Origin of the sequence: Mesorhizobium sp. SEMIA396 (assembly GCF_024518615.1) — a bacterium.
In the GTDB taxonomy this organism is placed as follows: domain Bacteria; phylum Pseudomonadota; class Alphaproteobacteria; order Rhizobiales; family Rhizobiaceae; genus Mesorhizobium.
On record NZ_JANIFC010000001.1, the window covers coordinates 638,320 to 660,502 of the forward strand.

Annotated in this window: 24 protein-coding genes; 13 read left to right on the plus strand and 11 right to left on the minus strand. The window is 64.6% G+C overall.

Features of this window, described 5'->3' with window-relative positions; genetic code table 11:
- Positions 1-4: 4 nt before the first annotated feature.
- The gene (gene ada / locus NP503_RS03165) at positions 5-1,120 is read right to left on the minus strand and encodes a bifunctional DNA-binding transcriptional regulator/O6-methylguanine-DNA methyltransferase Ada (RefSeq protein ID WP_164748794.1); all 1,116 of its coding nucleotides are present in this window, start codon (positions 1,118-1,120) and stop codon (positions 5-7) included.
- Between ada and NP503_RS03170 the strand changes: the two genes are divergently transcribed.
- The gene (locus NP503_RS03170; protein WP_236382749.1) at positions 1,076-1,435 is read left to right on the plus strand and encodes a type II toxin-antitoxin system HigA family antitoxin; all 360 of its coding nucleotides are present in this window, start codon (positions 1,076-1,078) and stop codon (positions 1,433-1,435) included. The genes ada and NP503_RS03170 overlap by 45 nt on opposite strands.
- A 10-nt stretch (positions 1,436-1,445) precedes the next feature.
- Here the strand turns inward: NP503_RS03170 and NP503_RS03175 are convergent, their stop codons facing one another.
- The gene (locus tag NP503_RS03175) at positions 1,446-1,895 is read right to left on the minus strand and encodes an ester cyclase (protein ID WP_127269678.1); all 450 of its coding nucleotides are present in this window, start codon (positions 1,893-1,895) and stop codon (positions 1,446-1,448) included.
- A 249-nt stretch (positions 1,896-2,144) separates the two neighbouring features.
- Here NP503_RS03175 and NP503_RS03180 point away from each other — a divergent pair, with 249 nt between their 5' ends.
- Positions 2,145-4,262 carry an EAL domain-containing protein gene (locus tag NP503_RS03180; protein ID WP_127301839.1) on the plus strand — a complete coding sequence of 706 codons (2,118 nt, stop codon included), beginning with the start codon at positions 2,145-2,147 and terminating at the stop codon, positions 4,260-4,262.
- Between the two features lie 54 nt (positions 4,263-4,316).
- On the opposite strand, the gene NP503_RS03185 is transcribed toward NP503_RS03180, so the two are convergent.
- Positions 4,317-4,511: a hypothetical protein gene (locus NP503_RS03185; RefSeq protein WP_164748793.1), complete on the minus strand. Its 195-nt coding sequence runs from the start codon at positions 4,509-4,511 to the stop codon at positions 4,317-4,319.
- Between the two features lie 320 nt (positions 4,512-4,831).
- Between NP503_RS03185 and NP503_RS03190 the strand changes: the two genes are divergently transcribed.
- The gene (locus tag NP503_RS03190) at positions 4,832-5,545 is read left to right on the plus strand and encodes a 3-keto-5-aminohexanoate cleavage protein (protein WP_127269269.1); all 714 of its coding nucleotides are present in this window, start codon (positions 4,832-4,834) and stop codon (positions 5,543-5,545) included.
- On the opposite strand, the gene NP503_RS03195 is transcribed toward NP503_RS03190, so the two are convergent.
- The 3 genes from NP503_RS03195 to NP503_RS03205 are packed head-to-tail and all read right to left on the minus strand — an operon-like array spanning position 5,542 to position 9,517.
- Positions 5,542-6,723 (minus strand): serine hydrolase, encoded by a 1,182-nt coding sequence (locus tag NP503_RS03195; RefSeq protein WP_236382751.1) that lies wholly within the window; start codon positions 6,721-6,723, stop codon positions 5,542-5,544. The two genes, NP503_RS03190 and NP503_RS03195, sit on opposite strands and share 4 nt — an antisense overlap.
- Positions 6,724-6,726: 3 nt before the next feature.
- The gene (locus tag NP503_RS03200) at positions 6,727-8,328 is read right to left on the minus strand and encodes an ABC transporter substrate-binding protein (RefSeq protein ID WP_127269268.1); all 1,602 of its coding nucleotides are present in this window, start codon (positions 8,326-8,328) and stop codon (positions 6,727-6,729) included.
- A gap of 55 nt (positions 8,329-8,383) precedes the next feature.
- Positions 8,384-9,517: an FAD-binding oxidoreductase gene (locus NP503_RS03205; RefSeq protein ID WP_127272047.1), complete on the minus strand. Its 1,134-nt coding sequence runs from the start codon at positions 9,515-9,517 to the stop codon at positions 8,384-8,386.
- A gap of 135 nt (positions 9,518-9,652) precedes the next feature.
- Here NP503_RS03205 and NP503_RS03210 point away from each other — a divergent pair, with 135 nt between their 5' ends.
- On the plus strand, positions 9,653-10,270 hold the full coding sequence (locus NP503_RS03210) for a helix-turn-helix domain-containing protein (protein WP_127271375.1): 618 nt from the start codon (positions 9,653-9,655) through the stop codon (positions 10,268-10,270).
- Positions 10,271-10,396: 126 nt separating this feature from the next.
- Here the strand turns inward: NP503_RS03210 and NP503_RS03215 are convergent, their stop codons facing one another.
- Positions 10,397-11,392, minus strand: coding sequence for an ornithine cyclodeaminase family protein (locus NP503_RS03215; protein ID WP_127271377.1), 996 nt, complete (start codon positions 11,390-11,392; stop codon positions 10,397-10,399).
- Positions 11,393-11,519: 127 nt separating this feature from the next.
- On the opposite strand from NP503_RS03215, the gene NP503_RS03220 reads away from it, so the two are divergent.
- Complete coding sequence (locus tag NP503_RS03220) at positions 11,520-11,981, plus strand: Lrp/AsnC ligand binding domain-containing protein (protein ID WP_023813853.1); 462 nt, start codon at positions 11,520-11,522, stop codon at positions 11,979-11,981.
- On the opposite strand, the gene NP503_RS03225 is transcribed toward NP503_RS03220, so the two are convergent.
- Entirely contained in the window at positions 11,978-12,877 is a 900-nt protein-coding gene (locus tag NP503_RS03225) for a LysR substrate-binding domain-containing protein (RefSeq protein ID WP_127271872.1), read from the minus strand. The two genes, NP503_RS03220 and NP503_RS03225, sit on opposite strands and share 4 nt — an antisense overlap.
- 127 nt (positions 12,878-13,004) lie before the next feature.
- Between NP503_RS03225 and NP503_RS03230 the strand changes: the two genes are divergently transcribed.
- Both NP503_RS03230 and NP503_RS03235 read left to right on the plus strand, forming a co-directional pair.
- A complete protein-coding gene (locus NP503_RS03230) occupies positions 13,005-13,709 on the plus strand; it encodes an SDR family oxidoreductase (RefSeq protein ID WP_023813851.1) in 705 nt (234 codons plus the stop codon).
- Positions 13,710-13,756: 47 nt separating this feature from the next.
- On the plus strand, positions 13,757-14,815 hold the full coding sequence (locus NP503_RS03235; protein ID WP_127272050.1) for a Gfo/Idh/MocA family protein: 1,059 nt from the start codon (positions 13,757-13,759) through the stop codon (positions 14,813-14,815).
- Positions 14,816-14,887: 72 nt separating this feature from the next.
- On the opposite strand, the gene NP503_RS03240 is transcribed toward NP503_RS03235, so the two are convergent.
- Positions 14,888-15,487 (minus strand): DUF922 domain-containing Zn-dependent protease, encoded by a 600-nt coding sequence (locus NP503_RS03240; RefSeq protein ID WP_127270851.1) that lies wholly within the window; start codon positions 15,485-15,487, stop codon positions 14,888-14,890.
- A gap of 118 nt (positions 15,488-15,605) precedes the next feature.
- Between NP503_RS03240 and NP503_RS03245 the strand changes: the two genes are divergently transcribed.
- Positions 15,606-16,100: a hypothetical protein gene (locus NP503_RS03245; RefSeq protein WP_236382752.1), complete on the plus strand. Its 495-nt coding sequence runs from the start codon at positions 15,606-15,608 to the stop codon at positions 16,098-16,100.
- 51 nt (positions 16,101-16,151) lie between these two features.
- On the opposite strand, the gene NP503_RS03250 is transcribed toward NP503_RS03245, so the two are convergent.
- The gene (locus tag NP503_RS03250; RefSeq protein ID WP_127272052.1) at positions 16,152-17,576 is read right to left on the minus strand and encodes a PLP-dependent aminotransferase family protein; all 1,425 of its coding nucleotides are present in this window, start codon (positions 17,574-17,576) and stop codon (positions 16,152-16,154) included.
- Positions 17,577-17,611: 35 nt separating this feature from the next.
- Here NP503_RS03250 and NP503_RS03255 point away from each other — a divergent pair, with 35 nt between their 5' ends.
- The 3 genes from NP503_RS03255 to NP503_RS03265 all read left to right on the plus strand — a co-directional run bounded on the left by NP503_RS03255 (position 17,612) and on the right by NP503_RS03265 (position 20,451).
- Positions 17,612-18,364, plus strand: coding sequence for a pyridoxamine 5'-phosphate oxidase family protein (locus NP503_RS03255; RefSeq protein WP_164748791.1), 753 nt, complete (start codon positions 17,612-17,614; stop codon positions 18,362-18,364).
- Positions 18,365-18,622: 258 nt separating this feature from the next.
- A complete protein-coding gene (locus NP503_RS03260; RefSeq protein WP_127272036.1) occupies positions 18,623-19,075 on the plus strand; it encodes a GNAT family N-acetyltransferase in 453 nt (150 codons plus the stop codon).
- A gap of 176 nt (positions 19,076-19,251) precedes the next feature.
- Positions 19,252-20,451, plus strand: a complete 1,200-nt coding sequence (locus NP503_RS03265) for a PLP-dependent aminotransferase family protein (RefSeq protein WP_206520052.1) — start codon at positions 19,252-19,254, stop codon at positions 20,449-20,451.
- Here the strand turns inward: NP503_RS03265 and NP503_RS03270 are convergent.
- Entirely contained in the window at positions 20,428-20,730 is a 303-nt protein-coding gene (locus NP503_RS03270) for a hypothetical protein (RefSeq protein ID WP_236382754.1), read from the minus strand. The two genes, NP503_RS03265 and NP503_RS03270, sit on opposite strands and share 24 nt — an antisense overlap.
- A gap of 321 nt (positions 20,731-21,051) precedes the next feature.
- Here NP503_RS03270 and NP503_RS03275 point away from each other — a divergent pair, with 321 nt between their 5' ends.
- Together NP503_RS03275 and NP503_RS03280 are read left to right on the plus strand one after the other, a co-directional pair.
- The gene (locus NP503_RS03275) at positions 21,052-21,480 is read left to right on the plus strand and encodes a VOC family protein (protein ID WP_127268756.1); all 429 of its coding nucleotides are present in this window, start codon (positions 21,052-21,054) and stop codon (positions 21,478-21,480) included.
- 187 nt (positions 21,481-21,667) lie between these two features.
- Entirely contained in the window at positions 21,668-22,183 is a 516-nt protein-coding gene (locus NP503_RS03280; RefSeq protein WP_127268757.1) for a hypothetical protein, read from the plus strand.

The following is a 22,183-nucleotide window of genomic DNA, read 5'->3' on the forward strand; positions in this document are numbered from 1 at the left end:
GCCGTCATCTCCGCGCGGATCGGTAGGCGCTGTCAGATTCGCCGGCCTCACGCTCCAGCAGCGCGCGCTTGCGCTCCGCGCCCCAGGCGTAGCCGGACAGGGCGCCATCCCTGCGGGTCACGCGGTGGCAGGGAATGGCGACGGCAAGATTGTTGGCGGCGCAGGCGGCGGCGATGGCGCGGGTCGCCTTCGGTGAGCCGATGCGCCGCGCGATCTCGGCATAGGAAACCGTGCGGCCGGCGGGGATGTCGCGCAAGGCCTGCCAGACGCGCTGCTGGAACGCCGTGCCGCGCACGTCGAGCGGCAAATCGAGACCGAGCGCCGGAACTTCGACGAAACCGACGACGCGGGCGACCAGCGCCTCGTAGTCGTGATCGCCGCCGATTAGCCGTGCCCTGGGGAAACGGTCCTGCAGGTCGCGCACCAGTGCGTCAGGATCGTCGCCGAGCAGGATCGAGGCGACGCCCTTTTGACTGGACGCGACCAGGATGGTGCCGAGCGAGGTCTCGCCGACGGCGAAGCGGATCTCTTCATCGGCGCCGCCGGCGCGATAGCGCGTCGGCGTCATGCCGAGCATGCCAGTGGATTTCTCATAAAAACGTCCGCTCGAATTGAAGCCGGCATCGTAGATCGCCGTCGTCACGCTGGCGCCGTCTTCCAGGCCCTGACGAACCCTGGCTGCGCGGTGCGCGGCGGCATAGTCCTTCGGTGTCAGCCCGGTGGCCGCCTTGAAGATACGATGGAAATAACCGGCGCTGCGGCCGGCGGCATCAGCCAGTTCAGCGAGCGACGGTTCTTCCTGGCTCTGCTCGATCCTGCGGCAAGCAGCGGCGACCATCGCCGCGTTGCCGGCCTCGAGCGACGGGCCATCCGGGTCGCAGCGCCGGCACGGGCGAAAGCCGGTGGCCCTGGCCTGATCGAGCGTGTCGTGCAATTGCACATTTTTCGGATTGGCGCGCCGAGACGGGCAGGAAGGCCGGCAATAGACACCGGTCGTCGCCACCGAATACCAGAATGCGCCGTCGGCCGACTTGTCGCGCGCGACGATTCGCGCCCAGCGCGGATCGTCGGCGGCTTGCAGCGGCGTGGATTTCAGATTCTTGGCCAGGGTGATGAACATGGCCGCATTGAAGCCGCCAAAGGCCGGCCTCGCCACCCGTTTCTTGACAAGGGTCAGGAGGGTGCAAGCCTGTTCGTCGGCACGCACAAAGAGTATGGTGTGATGGAAAACATTCGACCCATTAAGACCGAAGCCGATTACGATTGGGCGATCGCCGAAATCACTAAATATTTCGAAAATGAGCCGGAGGTCGGCTCTCGCGATGGTGACCGGTTCGACGTTCTCGCAACTCTGATCGAGGCCTATGAGGACAAGCACTATCCGATCGAAGCCGCCGATCCCGTTGAAGGTGGGCCATCGCCTGGACGGCGATAGCCCTTTCGAATCAGGCAGCCTTCATCAAGCCGAGCTGGGTGAGGGCGGCGACGCCGTCATCGAGGCCGATCTCCTCGACGATCCTGCCGTCGACCACCTTCAGCACCGTGGTGCCGGTGAAACGCATCGTGCGGCCGGTGGCGGCCGGCAGCGAGCCGGCGAGGAAATCGCCGAAGGCCGGGCCGGTATGCGTGCCGCCGCCCTCCCACTGGCCGACGACATAGTCGCCCTCGGCAATCAGGTCGGCCGTGGCCCAGAAGCTGAGGTCCGGGAAGGCGGCGCGGAAGCCGCTCATGAAGGCCTTGATTTCGTCGCGGCCGCGGCGCGGCTCGTGCAGCGAGTATTTCAGCAGCATGTCGGGTGCCGCGATGTCGTCGACGACGGACAGGTCGCAGCTTTCACCCCAGAAGTCGGTGAACCATCTGACGACGACGGCCTTGTTGTCTTCTTGTCTGGTCATTGGAAGATCCTCTTGTCTCTGCAATGTGATCATCGGCGCCGCCGATGATCCGGGATCACCGGATTGGCCGATGACCTGGAGCCATGACTAGGAACATCCGGCCGATGCGAAACTCCGGTTCTTGCCGGCCAATCGAAGAGCAGAGGCGGCAGGTGAGGAGCCAACAAAGCAGCCCGCCATCGCCGTGGTAACTGTTTCTTCTCTGGTTTTGCCGCAGATTGCCCTGCGGTGGAGCAGGCGAAGCAGACGATGGCGCGTCAGGGCAAGAAAAGTCGCAATGGAACGTTCTGGGCCAAGGCCCTGGAGCGCGCCCATCTTGGTGTCTGGGACTGGGATCTTGTAACCGGCGACTGCTTCTATTCCGCGACCTGGGCGCGGATGCTGGGCTACGATGAGAGCGAACTTGCCAACACCAGCGACCTGTGGCTGCAACTGACCCATCCCGACGACCGCGAGCGGGCGCTGGCCAGCGGCGACCGCCACATTGCCGGCCTGACCGACGCCATCGAGACCGAATTGCGGCTGAAGCACAAGCAGGGACACTGGGTGTGGGTGCTCGATCGCGGCGGCGCCGTCGAGCGCGACGCGATGGGAAAGCCGCTCAGGCTGATGGGTGTGCAGACCGACATCTCCAAGCAGAAGGCGGCCGAAGCCGAACTCGAGCAGGTCAATGTGCGCTTCCGCCTGGCGCTTGCCGCCAGCGGTACCGGCATCTGGCACCACGACCTCGCCACCGGCAAAAGCTATTGGGACGAACGCACCAGGGAGATTTTCGGGCTTGTCTCCGACACCGCCGAAGTCGAGCGCGACCACTGGTTCGGCTATCTGCATCCGGACGATAAGGAGGCCGCGTCGCGCGCGCATCTGGTGCCGCTCGAAACGGACAAGGTCACCGCCGTGCAATACCGCATCGTCCGGCGCGACGGAGAGGTCCGGCACATAGAATCCCTGCTGCGTTTCATCGCCGACCCGCAAATCCCGGACCGCCGGCTGGCGGGGCAGATCCTGGGCACGGTGCGCGACATCACCGAAGACAAGCAGCGCGAGCAGGAGCTTGCCTATGCGGCCCGCCATGACGCGCTCACCGGTCTCTTGAACCGCGCCGCGTTCGACCGGCTGCTGGCCGATCACATCGCGGCCCCGCAGTTGCTGCCGCTTTCCGTGTTCTACGTCGATCTCGACTACTTCAAGGCGCTCAACGATTTTGCCGGCCACGCGGCCGGCGACCTGGCACTGAAAAGCGTTGCCCTAGGCATTCTGGGCTGCCTTCCCCCGACGGCGCATGCCGCGCGCCTGGGCGGTGACGAGTTCGCGCTGCTGATGCCCAATTGCAATACGGCGCAGGCCGGGCGGCTGGCCGACGCGGTACTTGCCGCGGTTCGCGATGCCGAACTAGGATCGACGGCCACGTCGCGCAAGCTGGCGGCCTCGATCGGCATCGCTTTCGTCGATGACGCCAACACGACGGTGGCCGACGCGCTGGCCTGCGCCGACGACGCCTGCTACGCGGCCAAGGCCGCCGGGCGGAACCGATTTGCCGTCTTCTCCACCGATACGGCATCGGGTTCGGGTGGCCTCAACGCGGCGCGCGTCGTCGCCGATACGGTCGATGCCATGGAAGACGGAAGGCTGAAGCTGTTTGGCCAGGAAATCCATCGGCTGGGCCGTCCCTGGCTGGAAAGCCGCCATGTCGAAGTGTTGGCCAGGCTCGCCGCCCGCAACGGCCGGCTGGTGCCACCCGGCGAGTTCATTCCGGTGGCCGAGCGGTTCGGCATCGCGTCGCGGCTCGACCGCTGGATCATCCGCACCGCGCTGTCGCGGCATGGTGCCGCCTTGCGTTCGGGGGCGTTGACGCTTGGCTTCAATCTGTCGGCGCAGACGCTGAGCGACCCGCAGCTTTGGGACTTCGTGGACAACGTCATAGAAGAAACCGGGGCGCCGCATTCGGGCATCGGCTTCGAGATCACCGAAACCGCCGCCGTCACCAATTTCGACGCCGCCGAACAGTTTGTGCGCAAGGCGCGCGAGCGGCGCTGCCGGGTCAGCCTCGATGATTTCGGCGCCGGTATGAGCTCGTTCGAATATCTCCGGCGGTTCCCCGTCGACACGATCAAGATCGACGGTTCCTTCATCGAACACATCACGCAAAGCCGTTTCGACCGCGAGATCGTGCTGGCCATCACCAGCATCGCCCGCAGCCTCGGCTGTGACGTGGTCGGCGAGAAGATCGAACAGCAGGACACGCTGGCCATGTTGAGCGACATGGGCGTCGCCTTCGGCCAGGGATTTTTGCTGCACCGGCCAGAGCCGCTGGAACGAATTGTCGCGCGTGCGACCAAGGGAGCGACGGCCCGCAAGGCATCGTGATCCGGGTGCGGCGAGTTTCAGGCCAGGCCGAACTGACCTGAAACTCGCCGCATTCTATCCGGTTCGCCGCGCCGTCGATTGCGGAAACTCCAGCACTCCAGCCTCGGGTCGCCTGTGCTGCGCTTCCGTCACCGCTTCGATCAACAGATCGAGCGCTTCACAGGCCGCGCGACTCGTCTCGTCGTTGCCTTGCAGATAATGATAGGCTCGTTCGAGGTGGATGCGGGCGGCTGAAAAATCGCTGGTCAATGGTCCCTCCATGATCCCGCCCTAGAAGACCTTGCCGGAGACGAGGGAACGCCGGGTAAATATCCACAAGCGGCTTTTATTCAAATGCCGCCGAATGTTGCGGGGAGGCGCGCGGCGTTGATGCTGCCAATCTCCCCCCGTGGGGGAGATGTCCGGCAGGATAAAGGGGGGCGCTGTCCTGCCGACCTGAACAATCAGATTTTCGATCTGTTTCGCAGCCTGCACGCTTGATGAGATTGAAGATCTCCCCCACACGGGGGAGATTGGCGGCTTCACCGCCGCGTGATTAGACTGTCAACTTCCTGCGCAAGGTGAGACCGATGATCGTCCAGGCCTGCATCAACGGCGCGCGCGTGCGCGATTTCCACCCGAAGCTGCCGCTGACTGCCGAGGCAATGGCCAGCGATGCGGCAGCCTGCGTCGCCGCTGGAGCGGCCGAACTGCACATCCATCCGCGCGGCACTGACGGGCGCGAAAGCCTGGCAGCCGTCGACGCCACCGTGCTGGCGGTGCGCCGGACCTGCCCGGGAACACTGGTCGGCGTGTCGACCGGCGCCTGGATCGAGAACGACGTCGAGCGGACCCGCACGGCGATCGCCGGCTGGCGAGACCTGCCCGACTATGCTTCGGTCAACCTGTCCGAACCGGATGCGCCCGCCGTGATGGAACTGCTGCGCCAGCGTGGTGTCGGCATCGAGGCGGGGCTTGCCGTCGTCGCCGATGCCGAGCGCTTCGTAGCGCTTCCCGGCCACGACCAGGTGCTGCGCATTCTGATCGAGATCGACATCCCGGACCTGTCCGCTGCACTCGACGAAGCGCATGGCATCGTCGCCGTGCTCGAGCGCGCCGGGGTACGGCGGCCGATCCTGCTGCATGGCGTCGATGCAACTGTCTGGCCCTTCGTCAAGGTTGCGCATCGCAAGCGCTGGTCGACACGGGTCGGTCTGGAAGACGGCAATACGCTCGCCGATGGAACTGTGGCGAAGGACAACGCGGCGATCATCGCTGCCGCCGTGGCGATCTTTCGCGGCTAGTTTTCCAGAATGATCCTGATCGCCTTATCGACCACCGGATGGAGGCCACTGGCCTGGAAGGACAGCCGGTTGCCGGAGCCGACATTGCTGGTCATGGCGATGGTCAGGCCGGACAGCGGGTCGTGCAGCATCACGGCGACGTAGCCGGGGATGCTGCCCTGGTGGCCGTAGAAGGCGCGATCGGCGTAGGCGCTCTGGAACATGCCGGCGCCGGTCTCGCGCATGCGTGTGCCAGGGAAACTTGCCGGCACGCGGTGTTCGAACATCTCGGCGAAGAACGGCGGCGACAGCAGCTTTCCGGAAAAGAGACCACGCATGAAGCTCACCATATCGGACGGCGTCGACACCATGTCGCCGCAGCCATAAGCGGCGCCGAACGGGAAGGAATCGGAGGAATCCTGCAAGTCGTCGGAGTAGGGCAGCACGCCATCCATGCGCCACATCTCGCCGCCCGAGGCGATGTCGGTGGGCGCATTCGCTGGCGGCGGGGGGCGGTGGTAGTAACCACGCACCATCGACTTTTCCGGAAAGGCTTCGGTGGCCGGCGACCAGGTGTTTGTCAGGCCGAGCGGGTGCAGCACCGCGCTTCTGACATAACCGCCCAGCGACTGGCCGGAGACAGCCTCGATCACCATGCCGGCCAGAACATAGCCGGTGTTGTTGTAGACGGCGGGCCCGCCCGGCGCCTTCTGCTTGTCGGAAACGAAGGCTATGTCGACCAGCTGTTGCGGCGTCCATTGCCGGCTCGGATCCATCGGAATGTAATATTCGAACTCGGGCAGGCCACTGCGGTGGTTGATCAGCTGGCGCACCGAAATGTCTTCTGCTCCCGGGAGGTCGGGAAACCAGGAGGCGATCGGCGCGCCGAGGTCGAGCTTGCCGTCCTGAGCGAGCTTGACCAATGCGGCGGCGACGAAGGTTTTGGTGCAACTGCCGATCTTGAACAGGCGGTCGGGCGAGACGGCAATGCCATGCTCCCGGTCGGCGAGGCCGGCAGTGAGGGCGGTTGGTGCGGCGCCTGTGGAGTAGGCGAGCGAGGCGCCTACCGCGCCATCGGTGAGATAGGTCTTGAGGAGGGCGTTCAGGTCTTCACGCATGGATTCTGCTTTCGCCGCCAAATTGCTGGTTTCATAGGTGTCGGTGCGTCCCCGGGCCGAGCCCGAGGGCAGGGTCGCCAAGCTTCACTCCGCCATATCGACGGCGGCAAAGTTCTGCCGGCCGAAGGGGTCGAGCACGTAGTTGAGCACGCTCTTGCGGATCGGGATCGCCACCACCGAATGGGCGATCGGCGCCACCGGCACCTCGACCTTCAGGATCGCTTGCGCCCTGGCGTAGATGTCGGCGCGCTGTTTCGGATCGGCGGCGACGCGACCGTCCTGCAGCAGCTTCTCGAAGGCCGGATCGCACCAGCGCGAGCGGTTGGAGCCGCCCTTCACGCCGTCGCAGGACAGCAGGTAGCTCAGCATGTTGTCGGGGTCGCCATTGTCGCTGCTGCCGCCGAGCAGATAGGCGTCCTGTTCGCCCGCCGCGGTGCGCTTGAGATATTCGCCCCATTCAAAGCTGACGATCTCGGCCTTGACGCCGACTTTCGCCCAGTCGGCCTGGATCATCTCGGCCATGCGCTTGGCATTGGGATTGTAGGGCCGCGATACCGGCATCGCCCACAGGCTGATTTTCAGGTCGCTCTCGTGGCCGGCTTCCTTCAGCAGCGCCTTCGCGCCATCCGGGTCATAGTCGATGCCGGCGTCGGTGACGGCCCCGATCTGCGCCGGCGGCACGACGCTGCCGGCGACCGTGCCGGCGCCGGCATAGACGGCGTCGACGATCGCCTTGCGGTCGACGGCCTTGGCCAGCGCCATGCGCACGCGCACATCGCCGAGCGGCTGGTGTTCGACATTGAAGCCGAGGATGCCGATGTTCTGACCCTTGAGGTCGAGCACGGTGATGTCGGGATCGGTGCGCAAATCGGCGACGGCGCTTGGCGGGGGCGGGGCGGCGACCTGGCACTCATTGGCCTTGAGACGCTCGACGCGCGTGGTCGGTTCGGGCGTAACGGCGAACACCAGAGTGTCGATCTTCGGCGGGCCGCGCCAATAATCCTTGTTGGCGGCGTAGCGGATCTGGCTGTCGGGGACATAGGCCTGCAGCACGAACGGGCCGGTGCCGACGGGCTCGCTATCGATCAGTTCCGGCGTGCCGGCGGTGACCATCTTTTCGGTCTGCTCCAACGACAGGATAGAGAGATAGTCGAGCGCAATGCCGGGCAGGAAGGTGACGTTGGCCGCCGTCAGCGTGAAGCGCACGGTGTGGTCGTCGACCTTGTCGATCTTGTCGATCAGCGAGCCCATGCCCAGTGCGTTGAAGTACTCGTAAGCGCCGCCGCCGAACTTGTGGTAGGGATTGCTGGCGTCGCGCTGGCGGTTGAAGGTGTACAGCACGTCGTCGGCATTGAACTCGCGCGACGGTGTAAAGTGGTCGTTCGACTGGAATTTCACGCCGTGGCGTAGGTGGAACGTGTAGATCTTGCCGTCGGCTGAGACCTCCCAGCTTTCGGCCAGCGCCGGCCCGACCTCGGTGGTGCCAGGCTTGAACTCGACCAGCCGGTTGAAGATCGTCTTGGCGGCGGCATCCATGGTGGAGTCCGCCGTGCCGATCGCCGGGTTGAAGGTTTCGGGATTGGCTTCCGAGCAATAGACCAGGGTTTTGGCGTAGGCCTGTCCGCCAAGAAGGACGGACGAGGCCAGCAAGGACGAGCTAAGGACTGCGCGCAGAACGGATTTCATCGCAAACGCTCCTGATGACACTTTACGGGTTGAGGGAAGGGCAGGCCGGTGAAGTTCATGGCGTCGCCGCCGGGGTGATGAAACGGTCGGGCGCAAGCGCGGCGGAGGTGATACCGCGTGCCGTGAGATCGTCCGGCAGCGGCTGGCCGCGCAGCAGCGCCGCACCCAGCCGCGCCAGCGTCAGCGACACCTGGAAGCCGTAGCCGCCCTGGCCGCCGAGCCAGAAGAAGCCGGGCAGGCGCGGGTCGAAACCGATGACCGGCGTGCGGTCGGGCGAAAAGGTGCGCAGGCCCGCCCATGGCGTCGACGGACGGCCGATGCGCAGCGACGTCGCCTGTTCGATGCGGTCGACGGCGATGGCGACGTCGATGTCTTCCGGATAGGCGTCGCAGGGTTCGGAATCGGTCTCGTCGGCCAGCGAGCCGATCAGCCTGCCGGCATCGGGCTTGAAGTAGAATTGTTCATGCAAATCGACCACCAGCGGCCAGGCGCTGATGTCGGTGCCGGCGGGCGGATCGAAAAGGAAGGCGGTGCGGCGCTTCGGCCGGAAGCCGAGACCGGAGAGACCGGCCAGCCCGGCGACGACATCGACCCAGGCGCCAGCGGCGTCGACGACGATGTCGGCCTGGTAGGCGCCGGCATTGGTGGTGACGCTGAAGCCATTTGCGACGCGGGAAATCTCCAGCACTTCCTCGCCGGTGCGGATCACGCCGCCGCCGGCCTTGAGCGCGGAGGCTGAAGCTGCAAGCATCTTTCCCGTGTCGACATCGAGCGCGCCGGGTTCATGCACGCCGCCGCAGGTGGTTGCCGTGGCGATGACCGGCACCAGCGCGGTGACTTCTGCTGCTGACAGGCGCCGTACGCTCGGCACCAGCGCCTGCATCTCGGCCGCCATGCGGTCGACGGCTGCACTGTCTTCGACACCGCCGACGTGCAGCGCGCCGCGCCGGTGGGCGGCGAAGCCGCCATCGATGATCGCCTGCCGGCTGGCCAGCGACAGCGCCCGCACCAGCGCATTGCCATAGGTTTCGGAAAACAGCGCCGCGGAGCGGCCGCTAGCGTGGTAGCCGAGATGCGGCTCGCGCTCGAGCACGGTGATCTCGGCCCAGGATTGCACGGCCGTCGCCAGCGAAAGGCCGGCAATGCCGCCTCCGATGACGACGATTTTTTGGAGAGACTTGGACTGCATGTCCTAGGGGTAGAAATAATTTCGTATCCAGTCAATATTTAGCGTATAAGAAAATTGTTAGCGTTGTTGATGGCGGCAGGGAGTTGGACTACCTAGGGTGAAGAAGCGGCCCGGTGGCCGCGCCAGGAGCTGACGATGTCGGAGCAACCGAACCTCGGTGATTGCCTGCGCGGCTTGAGGAAGACGCATGGCTGGACCTTGCAGGAGGTCAGCACGCTGACTGGCGTCGCGGTGTCGACGCTGTCCAAAGTCGAGAACGACCAGATGTCGCTGAGCTACGACAAGCTGCTGCAGATCTGCGAGGGGCTGAGCATCCATGTCACCGAGCTGCTCAGCGGCGACCGCAAGCAGCCGGCCGCGCGCACCCGTCGTTCGGTGACCTCGCAGTCCAACACGCTGCGCCAGCTGACCCGCAACTACGATTACCGCTATCTGGCCACCGATCTGGTGCGCAAGCGCATGGTGCCGATCCACGCCTATGCACGCGCCCGCACGCTGCAGGAATTCGGCCCGCTGACCAGGCATGCCGGCGAGGAATTTTTGATCGTGCTCAAGGGCGAGATCGAGCTGCACACCGACCAGTACGCGCCGGTGCGGCTGAAACAGGGCGACAGCGTCTATATCGATTCCACCATGGGTCACGCCTACCTGTCGGTGGGCGAGGGCGACGCCGAGATGCTGTGCGTCTGCTCCGGCGACGAGCCTGACATGGAGGGCGCGCTGCTGAGCGTGCTGGAGACGGTGGAGGGGTAGGGGCAGGTCCCAACCCTCCACGTTGGTGCTGCCCCTCATCTGGTTGCCGCCATCTTCTCCCCGTTCACGGGGAGAAGGACGATCCTATCGACGGGCGGCGCTGGCTCCAACAATTGAGCGGCTCCGCTACAGCGCAACTACACGTCCCATTCCGCGCCGAACCGCTTCGCGATAGGCGAGATCGGCGGCCACCATGTCTTCCATTGCAACGCCCATGGCCTTGTAGACGGTGACCTGATCGGCGCTGACGCGTCCCGGCCGCAGTCCGAGCAGCATTTCGCCAAGCTCGGTTCCGGTTTCCGGATCAATGCCCACCAGTTCGCAGGAACCGACCGGGGTCGGCGCGAAGGCGTCCTTGGTCTCGACGAAAAGGATGGCCCGCCCGACAAGCTCGACCGGCAACTCGCCGCCGGGTGGGGCGACGCCGACCGACGAGACATGGGTGCCGGGCCGCACCCAGTCGGCCGAGATCACCGGCGCATAGGAATGCGTTGCCAGGCAGACGACGTCAGACGAGCGCACCGCGGCCTCGATATCGGCGACGGCAACGACGCCGGGATGTTGCGCGGCGAGCGCCTGTGCATCCGAAAACTCCTTCGAGACAACGCGGATTTCGGCGAAATCGCGCACCAGCGGCAAAAGATGCAGATGCTGGCCGGCCTGCACACCGGCGCCGACCACCGTCGCGACCTTGGCGTCGCGGCGGGCGAGTTCACGCACCGAAAGCACGGCCGAGCCGGAGGTGCGCACGGCGGTGATGTAGGTGCCATCCATGACGCAGACCGGCATGCCCGTCTGCGGGTCGAACAGATGGATGGTGGCGAGGTGGCTGGGGATGCCTTTGGCGACGTTGCCCTCGAAGACGTTGACGATCTTCACCGTCAGATGCATGCCCGCTATCCATGCCGACATCGCCAGCGAATAGCCGGCCTGCGGAACATCGAGCTGCGGCCGTGCCGGATTGACCACCTTGCCGCCGGACAAGGCCTTGAAGCCGCCGGCGAGCACGTCGAGAAGCTGGCGCAGGTCGATGCAGGTTTTCACCTCGGCCTCGCTCAGGATGAGTACGGGCATGTCACCCTTGGCCTGGGCGCTGCGGGAGGTCGATATCGCTGATGTCATGGGATACGCTTTCGTTGTCGGTTGCACGACAACGGTATTGCAGTCCGGGAGCGTGATGAAATATACTGCTTTTGCTACTTTGGCGTGATTATCACGTTTGTTCTGGTCAAAAAGTGTGAATCCTGCAATGGACGATCTCGACCGTATCGACCGCTCGCTGCTACGTTTGTTGCAGGAGGACGGCCGCCGCACGACGCTCGATCTGGCGCGCCGGGTCGGTCTGTCGCCGACCGGGGCGACGCAGCGCGTCAAGCGGCTGTTCGCCGAAGGCTTCATTCGCGCCGTGCGCGCGGTGCTCGATCCTGCTCGGATCGGGCAGGCGCAGCTCGTCTTCATCGAGGTGCGGCTCGACCACACGGCGCCGCATGTGTTCGACCGCTTCGCCGAGGCGGTTCTGCGGGCGCCCGAGATCATCGAATGCCACATGGTGGTCGGCGGCTTCGACTATCTGGTCAAGGCGCGCATCGCCGACATGGCGATGTTCCAGGATTTCCTGCAGCGCGTCATCCTGCCGCTGCCCGGGGTGCGGGAGACACACACCTACGCTTCGATCGCCAATGTGAAGCCCGACGCCTTGCTGCCGATCTAGAGCGGCGGCCTTTCTCCCGCATCCAGCAACCATTGCCGCACGGCTTGCGTCGGCTCGGGGTGGCGCTGTTTTCTCGGCATCACGACATAAAAATCCTGCGTGCCGCGCATTTCGCCGCTGACGGGCTGAACCAGGCGGCCCGTGGCGAGATCAGCGGCTACGAGGAAGCGGCTGGCCAGCGCAATGCCCTGGCCGGCGACGGCCGCGTCGATGGCCAGGCCCGTCTGGTTGAAGCGCATCCGTTTCAATTCGGTCGTCATCTTCAGGCCGACCGCTTTCTCCATGAATTCCGGCCACAGATTGTGGGCATCGTGCAGCAGCACATGGTGCTGGATTTCGGAGGCTGCGATTTCAGCAACACCTTCCGGCAGCAAGGCCGGGCTGCAGACGGCGACGATCTGCTGGGGAAACAGCAGGTCGACGATCAGCCCAGCGCCGAAGGGCGGGCGGCCTTGCCTGACCGCGATGTCGACGCCATCGGCCTGGAAGCTCGACAGGCTCTCGCTGGCCAGCACGCGCAAATCGACCAGCGGGTTGTGCGCGACGAAGTCGTGCAATCTCGGGATCAGCCATTTGGTGGCGAAGCTCGGCGTCACGCTGATCGTCAGCCGCGCCGGCTCGGGACGAAGCAGCAGCGTCGCCTCCGAGATCAGGTCGAAGGCGCGGCGGATATTGGGGACATAGGCGCGGCCCTCATCGGTCAGCGCCAGGCCGCGCGGCAGCCGCTCGAACAGCTTTGTGCCGAGATCGGCTTCCAGCCCGCGAATGTGCTGGGCGACCGCCCCTTGCGTGACATTGAGCTCTTCGGCGGCGATGCGGAAGTTGAGATGACGCGCCGAGGCTTCGAAGGCGCGCAGCGCATTCAACGGCGGCAGGCTGAGGAAGGCTTCGGGCATGCAGGAGTTTTTCTACAGGTTGATTTCAGGCATTCTGGTTCGAACCAGCGGGGAAAACCAGCTATATCAACGCTCAGCTCCCGAAAACACCGCTTGCGGTGCCCGCAAACCCTGAGAGGAAAATCCGATGAGTGTAGAAAAAGTAGCTGTGGTGGTGGCCGGCGGCAGCGGCATGGGTGCGGCGGCGGCCAAGCGGCTGGCGGCGGACGGCTTCAAGGTCGCCATTCTTTCGTCGTCCGGAAAGGGCGAGGCGCTGGCTGGGGAATTGGGCGGGCTGGGCGTCACCGGCTCCAACCAATCCAATGAAGATCTGCAGCGTCTCGTCGACCTGACGCTCGAACGTTTTGGCCGCATCGACGTGCTGGTCAACAGCGGCGGCCACGGGCCGCGTGCGCCGATCCTCGAAATCACCGACGAGCAATGGCACACCGGCATGGATGTCTATCTGCTGAACGTCATCCGTCCGGTGCGCATCGTGGCGCCGCAGATGGTCAAGCAGAAGGGTGGGGCCATCATCAACATCTCGACGGCCTGGGTGGTCGAGCCGAGCCCGATGTTCCCGACGTCCGCGGTGTTCCGTGCCGGGCTTGCCGCCTACACCAAGATCTTCGCCAACACCTACGCCGCCGACAATGTGCGCATGAACAACGTGCTGCCCGGCTGGATCGACAGCCTGCCGGCCACAGAAGAACGCCGCGACAGTGTGCCGATGCAGCGCTACGGCACCTCGGAAGAAATCGCCGCGACCATCGCCTTCCTGGCGTCCGAAGGCGCCGGCTACATCACCGGCCAGAACATCCGGGTCGACGGCGGCATCATACGCGCTATTTGAGGGCGTCGGCCGGGGGGATCCCGGCATCTCACCCCAAGGAGCAAAGAATGCGGCTTTTGATACTCGGCACCGGCTGGATGGCGCAGGAACATGCGCGGCGCTTCACCGCCATCGACGGCGTCGACATCGTCGGCGCGGTCGATGTCGATCCGGCACGGGTCGGCGAGTTCGCCGACAGTTTTGACATTCCCAACCGCTTTACCGCGCTGGATGAGGCGCTGACATGGGGTGAGTTCGACGCGGTGGCCAATGTCACGCCGGACCGCATCCACCACCCGACCACCATGGCGCTGGTCGCCGCCGGCAAGCCGGTGCTGTGCGAGAAGCCGCTGGCCGAAAACTATGGCAAGGCGACCGAGATGGCCGACGCCGCCGAGGCCGCCGGCATCGTCAACATGGTGAACCTCACCTATCGCAATGTGCCGGCGCTGCAGAAGGCCCGCCAGATGGTGCAGGCGGGCGAGATCGGCACCGTCAGGCATGTCGAGGCGTCCTACCTGCAAAGCTGGCTGGTGTCGAAATTCTGGGGCGACTGGCGCACCGATCCGAAATGGCTGTGGCGCCTGTCACGCGGCCACGGCTCCAATGGCGTGCTTGGCGATGTCGGCATCCACATCCTCGATTTCGCCAGCTATGGCGCAGCCGTCGACATCGACCATGTCTTCTGCCGGCTGCGCGCCTTCGACAAGGCGCCCGGCAACCGCATCGGCGACTACGGGCTAGACGCCAATGACAGCTTCGCCATGACGCTGGACTTTTCCAACGGCGCCTTCGGCGTGGTGCATGCCAGCCGCTGGGCGACTGGCCATCTCAACGAGCTGCGCCTGCGCATCTATGGCGAGAAGGGCGGCATCGAAGTGGTGCACAATCTGGATGGTTCGACGCTCAAGGCCTGCATCGGCGAAAACGTCGAGAACGCCATATGGGAAGAGCTCGACGCCGGCACGGTGCCGACCAACTACCAGCGTTTCACTGACGCGGTGCGATCCGGCGTGCAGGCCGAACCGTCCTTCCGCCATGCCGCCGAATTGCAGAAGGTGCTGGATCTGGCCGTCGTCTCGGACGAGAAGCGGGCGGAGCTGAGGGCGAGTGCGGAAACGCGGTGAGCTGGGCGAAGCGGCCGGCGCCAGCGGTCGAAGATAGCACTGCCGCCAACTTCGGACTGCGGTCCGCGCCAGTCAGGGGCCGGTCACGAGCGAAAAAACCAGTTTCTGTAAATTGCCGCCATCGCCGAATTCGACGCGGTCGAAATCGCGGCTTGCCAGCACCCGCGCCTTCGAGATCGCGTCAAGCCGCTTCACCACCTCGGCCCTTGTCTTGCTGCATTTGGGATCGTCGGCGACGGTCAGGCCGTTCGTCGCGGCTTGGATGTCGTGGACCATCTGGACCATGCTGGCGCCATGCACCTTCTCATGGGCGGCGACGCCGGCGATGAAGGTTTCCCAGTTCTTCTGGACGGCGGGCGGCAGGGAGCCGGAAGGTTTTGGCAAGGTGTAGGTGACGATCAGCTTCGGCCGCCCGGCCGTCAGCACGCAGTCCTTGCCCTTGGGCTTGTAGTCCCTTAACCCCCAGGTCAGCTTGAAATTGGTGTAGGCGATGGCGCGGGCAATGCCGAGCTTTGGCCCTTTCTCGCCGATCGAGCGGTAGAGTTCGGCGCCGGACCGGCCCGAGATCGCGTAGGGCTCGATTTTCTCGACCGGCTTCCACTCGGCACGAGCGGTGAGCGGCGAGGCAAGCAGGGCGGCAAAGGACAGACACAGGCGAACGCAGGCTCTCAATCCAACTCTCCACGAAACAGGACCGGCTGCCGCAACGGGCAATGCCATCGGATCGCTTTTTCCTATATGCTGCCGACGGGCGCTGCAAATGCCCTGGAGGCAGTCAATTGGGGGAGTCATGAGAGTTGCACATCTCATCGTCGCTGGTGCCTTGGCCGTCGTGCAGGCCGCGCAGCCGGCGTTTGCCGCGTCGTGCGGTGGCTGGAGCGCCAAGATGGAGGAAGACGAGGGCGGCAGCGTGCTGACGGCTTCGGTCTGCGGCGGGCCGAAAGGCGATGCGCATATGATGCTCACCTGTTTCGACACGCCGGTGCTGAGCTACGATCTCGGTGCCGCCGGCCAGCTGCTGGAACCTGGCATCAGCGGTTCGTTCGCGTTCAAGGCCGACGGCAAGACGGTAACGAAGACACTGCAGCTGGAGGCCATGTACAACTACTTCGTGGTCAATCTGGCGAAAGCCGATCCGCTGTTCGACCTGCTGCGCGGGAAGGGCGATGTGTCGGTCAGTTCAGCCAAATATGGCGAGATCAGCTTTCCGCTGAAGGGCTCCAGCGCGGCCATCGGCAAGGTGCTGGCGCAGTGCGGCAAGGCCGGGCCAGCGAATGGGAATTGACGGGGCTCTACAGTTCGATGCCGGCGCACCAATGAGGCGGTTCTCGTTGGCTCACCGGGCTTGCTGCCGAACCACCCCACCCAGTCGCACCGTCGCGGCCATCAACTCCTCGTCCGAAAACCCCGAAAAACCCAGCACCAGACCTTGCCGGGGCGCCCCGCCGATGAACATTGAGGACAAGGCCCTGGCGCCGACACCCGCCGCCTTCGCCGCCTCGACGATCGCGGTGTCCGGCCCGGCGTCCTTCAGCGTCGCCATCAAATGCAACCCCTGTTCGGGCACGGTTACTTCGAGGGCATCGCCGCAATGCGCCTCGAGGCCGGCGACCAGGACGTCGCGCGCGGCCTGGACGCGGCGGCGCACGCGCCGGAGATGCGCGGCGAAATGGCCTTCGTTCAACAGGTCGGTCAGCGCGCCTTCGGCCAGCGTCGAGGGGAAGCGGTCGGAGCGCGCCCTGACCGCCATCACGGCATCGAGCAGCGCTTCGGGCACCACGACATAGCCGATGCGCAGGCCGGGGAAGAGGATTTTCGAGAAGGTGCCGAGATAGGCGACACGGTCTGAACCGTCCATGCCCTGCAGCGAGGTCAGCGGCGGGCCGGCATAGCGGAACTCGCTGTCGTAGTCGTCCTCGATGATCCAGGCATCGTTGCGCCGAGCCCAGTCGAGCAAAGCGAGACGGCGGCGCATCGTCATCGTCACGCCGAGCGGATATTGATGCGAGGGCGTGACATAGGCCGCGCGCGCCTTGGAGCACAGGCTTTCGCCGATCTCGGGATCGAGCCCTTCCGCGTCGACCGGTACCCCAAAAACCCTGGCGCCGCTGCCGGCCAGCACGGCCTGCGCCATGGGATAGCAGGGGTTTTCGATCCAGACGGCATCGCCGGGGCTGAGCGCGGCGCGCACCAGAAGATCCAGCCCCTGCTGCGTGCCCGAAGTCAGCACGATCTGGCCGGCATCGCAGCGCACGCCGCGTGCGGTCCTGAGATAGGTGGCAATTGCCGTGCGCAGCGGCAGGCCGCCGCGCGGATCGCCATAGCGGAAATGCTCCGGCCCGGGGCGAGCGAGGTGGCGCGACAGAAGGATGCGAAACAAATTAAGCGTGCGCGGATCGGACACCGCCACGCCAAGGCCGCAAGGCAGCGAGGTGGCGGCATCGATCTCGGGTGGCCGTGGCTTGACCAGTGTTGTCGGCAGATGCGGCACGTCAGGCGCGACGAAGGTTCCGGCACCGATCCTGGCGACGGCGAAGCCTTCCGAGACCAGCATTTCAAAACAGGCAACCGCCGCCGAACGCGATAGGCCGAAGCGCTGTGCGAGATCCCGGGTGGTCGGCAATTTGGCCCCGGCGGCCAGCGCGCCGGTCTCGATCAGCCGCCTGAGCGCCGCATAAAGCTCGCGGCTGCGCGGGCCGTCGCCCGGGAGGACCGGGATCAGCGCCGACCAATCCGGCAAATTGGTCTGTTTTTTCTTCATCGGATTGGTTCTTTTATCAACCAATGTCATGGCGCATGGTTGGCAGACAACAACCAAGGATGCAAGCCGTGAACGACACGCCAGCCAGCTTTCCGACCACCAGCCGCAACCGCGTCAAGCGCCTGCACGAGCGCGGCAGCTACGACCATGCGGCAGTCTTCGCGGTGCTGGATGCCGGGCTGCTGTGCCATGTCGCCTATACGTTCGACGGCCAGCCCTATTGCACGCCGACCATCCACTGGCGCGAGGACGACATGCTCTACTGGCACGGCTCGTCGGCCAGCCGCATGCTGCGCAATCTGCGCGGCGGCACGCCGGCGTGTCTGACGGTGTCGCATCTCGACGGGCTGGTGCTGGCGCGCTCGGGCTTCAACCATTCCGCCAATTACCGCTCGGCAATGTGTTTCGGTACAGCGCGGATCATCGACGAACCTGATGAGAAACTGAAGGCGCTGGCCGGAGTCGTCGACCGCTTCTATCCCGGCCGGAGCGAGACCTTGCGGCCGATCTCGGTGCAGGAGGCCAAGGCGACGACGGTGATCGGCATGCGCATCGAGGAGGCATCGGCCAAAGTGCGCGCCAAGGGCGTCGGCGACGACGAGGAGGATTACGGGCATCCGGTGTGGGCCGGCGTCATCCCGGTGCGGATGGTGGTCGGCGCCGCCGAGCCGTGTCCGAGGCTGCTGCCTGACATGGAGCGGCCGCAGAATCTGGCTGGATATGCCGAGGGCGAAAGGCTGGATCGGGCGCTGACGCAGGCGCAACTGACGTATGAGGGCGAGCTGTAGCCAGCAAAGTTAGCGCTGCCCCTCATTGTCCTGCCGGACATTTCTCCCCGTATAGTGACGGGGAGAAAGGGGCCGGCCGCCACGTTGGCGCTTTTTCTGCGACGCTGGCGATTTGGCGAAATCATCTGACACAGCGTCCTTCTCCCCGTCACTATACGGGGAGAAGATGCCGGCAGGCAGATGAGGGGCGGCACCAGCGCCCGGTGGAGAGCATATTCAAATCTTGCGGCCACCAGTGCCTCGCGATATCTCGACACCATGATCACCTTCCGCCGTGCGCAGGCCTCCGACCTGCCTGACATCATCGCCATGCTGGCCGACGATCCGCTTGGCGCCGGCCGCGAGGACGCTTCCATGCCGCTGGCCCAAGGCTATGTCGATGCTTTCAACGCCATCGACGCCGATCCCAATCAGCTGCTGGCGGTGACTGTCGACGGGGCCGAAGTGATCGGTACCTTGCAGATTTCTTTCCTTGCCGGGCTCTCGCGCAAAGGCGCCTGGCGCGGCCAGATCGAGGCGGTTCGGGTTGCCGGCCACAGGCGCTCGGACGGCATCGGCAGGCAGATGATCGTATGGGCGATCGACGCGTGCCGGGCGCGGGGCTGCAGCCTCGTCCAACTGACCACCGACAAGGGGCGGGCGGACGCGCACCGTTTCTACGAAAGCCTCGGCTTCACCGGCAGCCATCTCGGCTACAAGAAGAGCCTTTAGGCGGACGGAAACCGCTGCACATTTTTTGTGGAACTGCTCGCGGCGTTCGAGCAGTGCGCCCGCGCTGGCGCATTCGGGAAATCGTTCAGGCACACTTCAATTCGCGGCCAAGAGGGGATATAGGTCAGCCAAGTTGACCTATATTGCAGCGTTTGGGGAGGCGTGTCGTGACCCTTATGAATCTGTTGGCTTCGCGCTCGTCGCGCATGAAAGCGTCCGAAATCCGCGAGCTCCTGAAGCTGCTCGACCAGCCGGACATCATCTCGTTCGCCGGCGGTATTCCCGATCCGGCGTTGTTCCCGGCCGAGGCGATCCGTGACGCCTATGCTTCGGTGCTGGGCGGCGCCGAGGCGGGTGCGGCGCTGCAGTACCAGGTCTCGGAAGGCTACCTGCCGTTGCGGCGCTGGCTCGCCGGGCAGATGGGCAAGCTCGGCGTCGCCTGTGACGAGGCCAATATCTTCATCACTTCCGGCTCCCAGCAGGCGCTGGACTATCTCGGCAAACTGTTCCTGTCGCCGGGCGATACCGCGCTGGTGACGTGGCCGACTTATCTCGGCGCGCTGCAGGCTTTCAACGCCTATGAGCCTCGCTACGACCGGCTGACCCCGGCCGGCGGCAACATGACGCCCGATGCCTATCGCGCGGCAGCGGCAGCAAATGGCGGCAAGGCCAAATTCGCCTATCTGGTGCCGGATTTCGCCAACCCGACCGGCAACACGCTGAACCGTGAGCAGCGCGAGGCGGTGCTCGGCCTTGCCGGCGAACTCGACATCGCCGTCATCGAGGATGCCGCCTATCGCGCGCTGCGCTATGACGGCGACGGCGTGCCGCCGATCCTGGCGCTCGACTGCATCAGGTCCGGCGGCATCGACAAGGCGCGCACGCTCTATTGCGGCTCGTTCTCGAAGATACTGTCGCCGGGCATGCGCATCGGCTGGGTTTGCGCCCCGCGCCACATCGTCGAGAAACTGGTGCTGATGAAGCAGGCCTCGGACCTGCACAGCCCGTCGATCAACCAGGTGGTGATGCATCGTGTCGCCGAAGCCGTCTTCGACGGCCAGGTGGAAAAACTTATCGGCGCCTATCGCGAGCGCCGCGACGGGCTGCTCTCGGCACTGGAATCCAATATGCCGGAAGGCGTGACCTGGAGCCGCCCGGAAGGCGGCATGTTCGTCTGGGTAACGTTGCCGGAAGGGGCCGACGCCACCGAGCTTCTGGCGCGGTCGGTGAAAGAAGCGCGGGTGGCCTTCGTGCCGGGCGGCGCCTTTTATGCCGACGGCACCGGGCGCAACACGCTGCGGCTGTCCTTCACGCTCGCCGACCGGCGCGCGGTGAGCGAAGGCATTCCAAGGCTAGCCGCCATCCTGAAGGGATAGGCCGGCGCCGGAGGCCGGCTTTTCCTCCGCCATCACAGTCACCATCCGCTCAAGCTTTGAAAGCTTGGTGCGAGCGAGCTTGCGGACCGGCTTTTCGAAACCTTCTTCGCCGCTTTCGACGACGAAGACCAACGTCATGAAATCGAGCATGAACTCATCTATGGCTGCCGAGACCTCGCGCGACCTGCCCTTGAACCGGCGCAGCAGAGCGGTTGCTTCCTCGATATCCTCGACACCGGCGCTGTCGACCAGCGCTTCGAGCCTCTGAAAACTATCCAATAGCAATTCCTCCCACCGGGGCACCCAACCCGGTTGTGAGCGGAAAGTTCCAAACTGTGAGTGCTCTCGCGAAGAAATCGCCTCCACCGCTTCCGCGGTTTCGACGGGCCATCGGCAATTTTTTGTTCGGGTGGAACCTCCGCGGCCAACAAAGGTTCTTACCAGGTCTGATCCCCCTCAGACCCCTGAAGGCTAGACATGCTTTCCAAAGGCCCGCCGGATCCCCTCCCGGCGGGCTTTTTGTTTGCGGGATAGAACAAGTATCCGCATTGACGACGCCCTGTCCGAACCTAAATTCGAACCTCACGAGGAGGCATCTTTATGGAAACCCAGGAATTGCATCGCGGCCGGCTCATCGACCACATCCAACTGGTGGTCAGGGATCTCGCGCCCAGCCGGCGTTTCTACGAGGCGGTCCTGCAGGCGATCGATGTTCCGATCGGTGGGAGCGGCGACGATTTTTTCTGGGCCGACGAGCTGTTTGTCTCCACTGCCGACAGCCGGGCCGCACAGGGAAAACTCACCGGTCGCCATCACCTGGCTTTCCAGGCAAGGGACCACGCCATGGTCGACGCCTTCTACAAGGCCGGACTGGCGGCTGGCGGCACGGACAATGGCGCGCCGGGCGAACGGCCCTATCATCCCGGCTATTACGCCGCCTTCCTGCTCGATCCCGACGGCAACAACATCGAGGCCGTCCATCATGGTCCGCATAGTCGCAGCGCAGCTTCGGTGAAGATCACCTTCTAAGCTGCCGATATTCAGCCGGCCGGGATCGCGGGCGCATGGGCGATGCCGGAGAGAAGCTGCCTTGCGTTGCCAGATTGATGGCCACGATGCTAACCGTGCAAATGGCGGGCGGGAATCGGCATCGAAGCAACGTGCGCTGCAAAATCCTCAATAGAACTCCCCTTACCCCCTTGGAGATACATTTTTTATGCAAAACCCAACAAGGGCGATCTGTGCCGCCACGCTTTTATTTGCGATCGGGGCCGTGGATCTCACAAGTATATCACCTTTTGCTTATGTTTCATCGGCGCAGGCGCAGGAGGAATATCTTCCGACCCAGAAGGATTTTGTCGGCAAATGGAAACTGAACGGCGGAGCCATCCGGCCGCCGCGCGATATGAAGGATGCGCCGACACCGGAACAGGAAGCGGCCGCCAATGAATTCCAGCAGACGGTGACCGCGTTTTACGGCGCGTTTGACTATCTGGAGATCACGGCGGACGGCCGCTACAATTTTCATCAGCCGGGTGATCCGACGGCGGGGCCTTGCGTCTGGTGCGGAACCTGGTCCTTCAGCAACAGTTCGGCGTGGCTCAAGCTGGAGACCGCGCCCAGGCTGGATATCTACGCCAAGGACGGCGACATGCAGATGACCTACACTGTCGAACCCGACGAAAAATCGAAATATGCTTGGCTGGTTTTCGGTTGGACGAAGGCCGAGTAG

Excerpts from the sequence above, each read along its gene's own strand:
- ada (WP_164748794.1), bottom strand. The coding sequence starts at position 1,120 with ATGTTCATCACCCTGGCCAAGAATCTGAAATCCACGCCGCTGCAAGCC.
- NP503_RS03175 (WP_127269678.1), bottom strand. The coding sequence starts at position 1,895 with ATGACCAGACAAGAAGACAACAAGGCCGTCGTCGTCAGATGGTTCACC.
- NP503_RS03180 (WP_127301839.1), top strand. The coding sequence starts at position 2,145 with ATGGCGCGTCAGGGCAAGAAAAGTCGCAATGGAACGTTCTGGGCCAAG.
- NP503_RS03190 (WP_127269269.1), top strand. The coding sequence starts at position 4,832 with ATGATCGTCCAGGCCTGCATCAACGGCGCGCGCGTGCGCGATTTCCAC.
- NP503_RS03200 (WP_127269268.1), bottom strand. The coding sequence starts at position 8,328 with ATGAAATCCGTTCTGCGCGCAGTCCTTAGCTCGTCCTTGCTGGCCTCG.
- NP503_RS03205 (WP_127272047.1), bottom strand. The coding sequence starts at position 9,517 with ATGCAGTCCAAGTCTCTCCAAAAAATCGTCGTCATCGGAGGCGGCATT.
- NP503_RS03210 (WP_127271375.1), top strand. The coding sequence starts at position 9,653 with ATGTCGGAGCAACCGAACCTCGGTGATTGCCTGCGCGGCTTGAGGAAG.
- NP503_RS03215 (WP_127271377.1), bottom strand. The coding sequence starts at position 11,392 with ATGACATCAGCGATATCGACCTCCCGCAGCGCCCAGGCCAAGGGTGAC.
- NP503_RS03220 (WP_023813853.1), top strand. The coding sequence starts at position 11,520 with ATGGACGATCTCGACCGTATCGACCGCTCGCTGCTACGTTTGTTGCAG.
- NP503_RS03225 (WP_127271872.1), bottom strand. The coding sequence starts at position 12,877 with ATGCCCGAAGCCTTCCTCAGCCTGCCGCCGTTGAATGCGCTGCGCGCC.
- NP503_RS03230 (WP_023813851.1), top strand. The coding sequence starts at position 13,005 with ATGAGTGTAGAAAAAGTAGCTGTGGTGGTGGCCGGCGGCAGCGGCATG.
- NP503_RS03235 (WP_127272050.1), top strand. The coding sequence starts at position 13,757 with ATGCGGCTTTTGATACTCGGCACCGGCTGGATGGCGCAGGAACATGCG.
- NP503_RS03245 (WP_236382752.1), top strand. The coding sequence starts at position 15,606 with ATGAGAGTTGCACATCTCATCGTCGCTGGTGCCTTGGCCGTCGTGCAG.
- NP503_RS03250 (WP_127272052.1), bottom strand. The coding sequence starts at position 17,576 with ATGAAGAAAAAACAGACCAATTTGCCGGATTGGTCGGCGCTGATCCCG.
- NP503_RS03255 (WP_164748791.1), top strand. The coding sequence starts at position 17,612 with ATGGTTGGCAGACAACAACCAAGGATGCAAGCCGTGAACGACACGCCA.
- NP503_RS03260 (WP_127272036.1), top strand. The coding sequence starts at position 18,623 with ATGATCACCTTCCGCCGTGCGCAGGCCTCCGACCTGCCTGACATCATC.
- NP503_RS03265 (WP_206520052.1), top strand. The coding sequence starts at position 19,252 with ATGAATCTGTTGGCTTCGCGCTCGTCGCGCATGAAAGCGTCCGAAATC.
- NP503_RS03275 (WP_127268756.1), top strand. The coding sequence starts at position 21,052 with ATGGAAACCCAGGAATTGCATCGCGGCCGGCTCATCGACCACATCCAA.
- NP503_RS03280 (WP_127268757.1), top strand. The coding sequence starts at position 21,668 with ATGCAAAACCCAACAAGGGCGATCTGTGCCGCCACGCTTTTATTTGCG.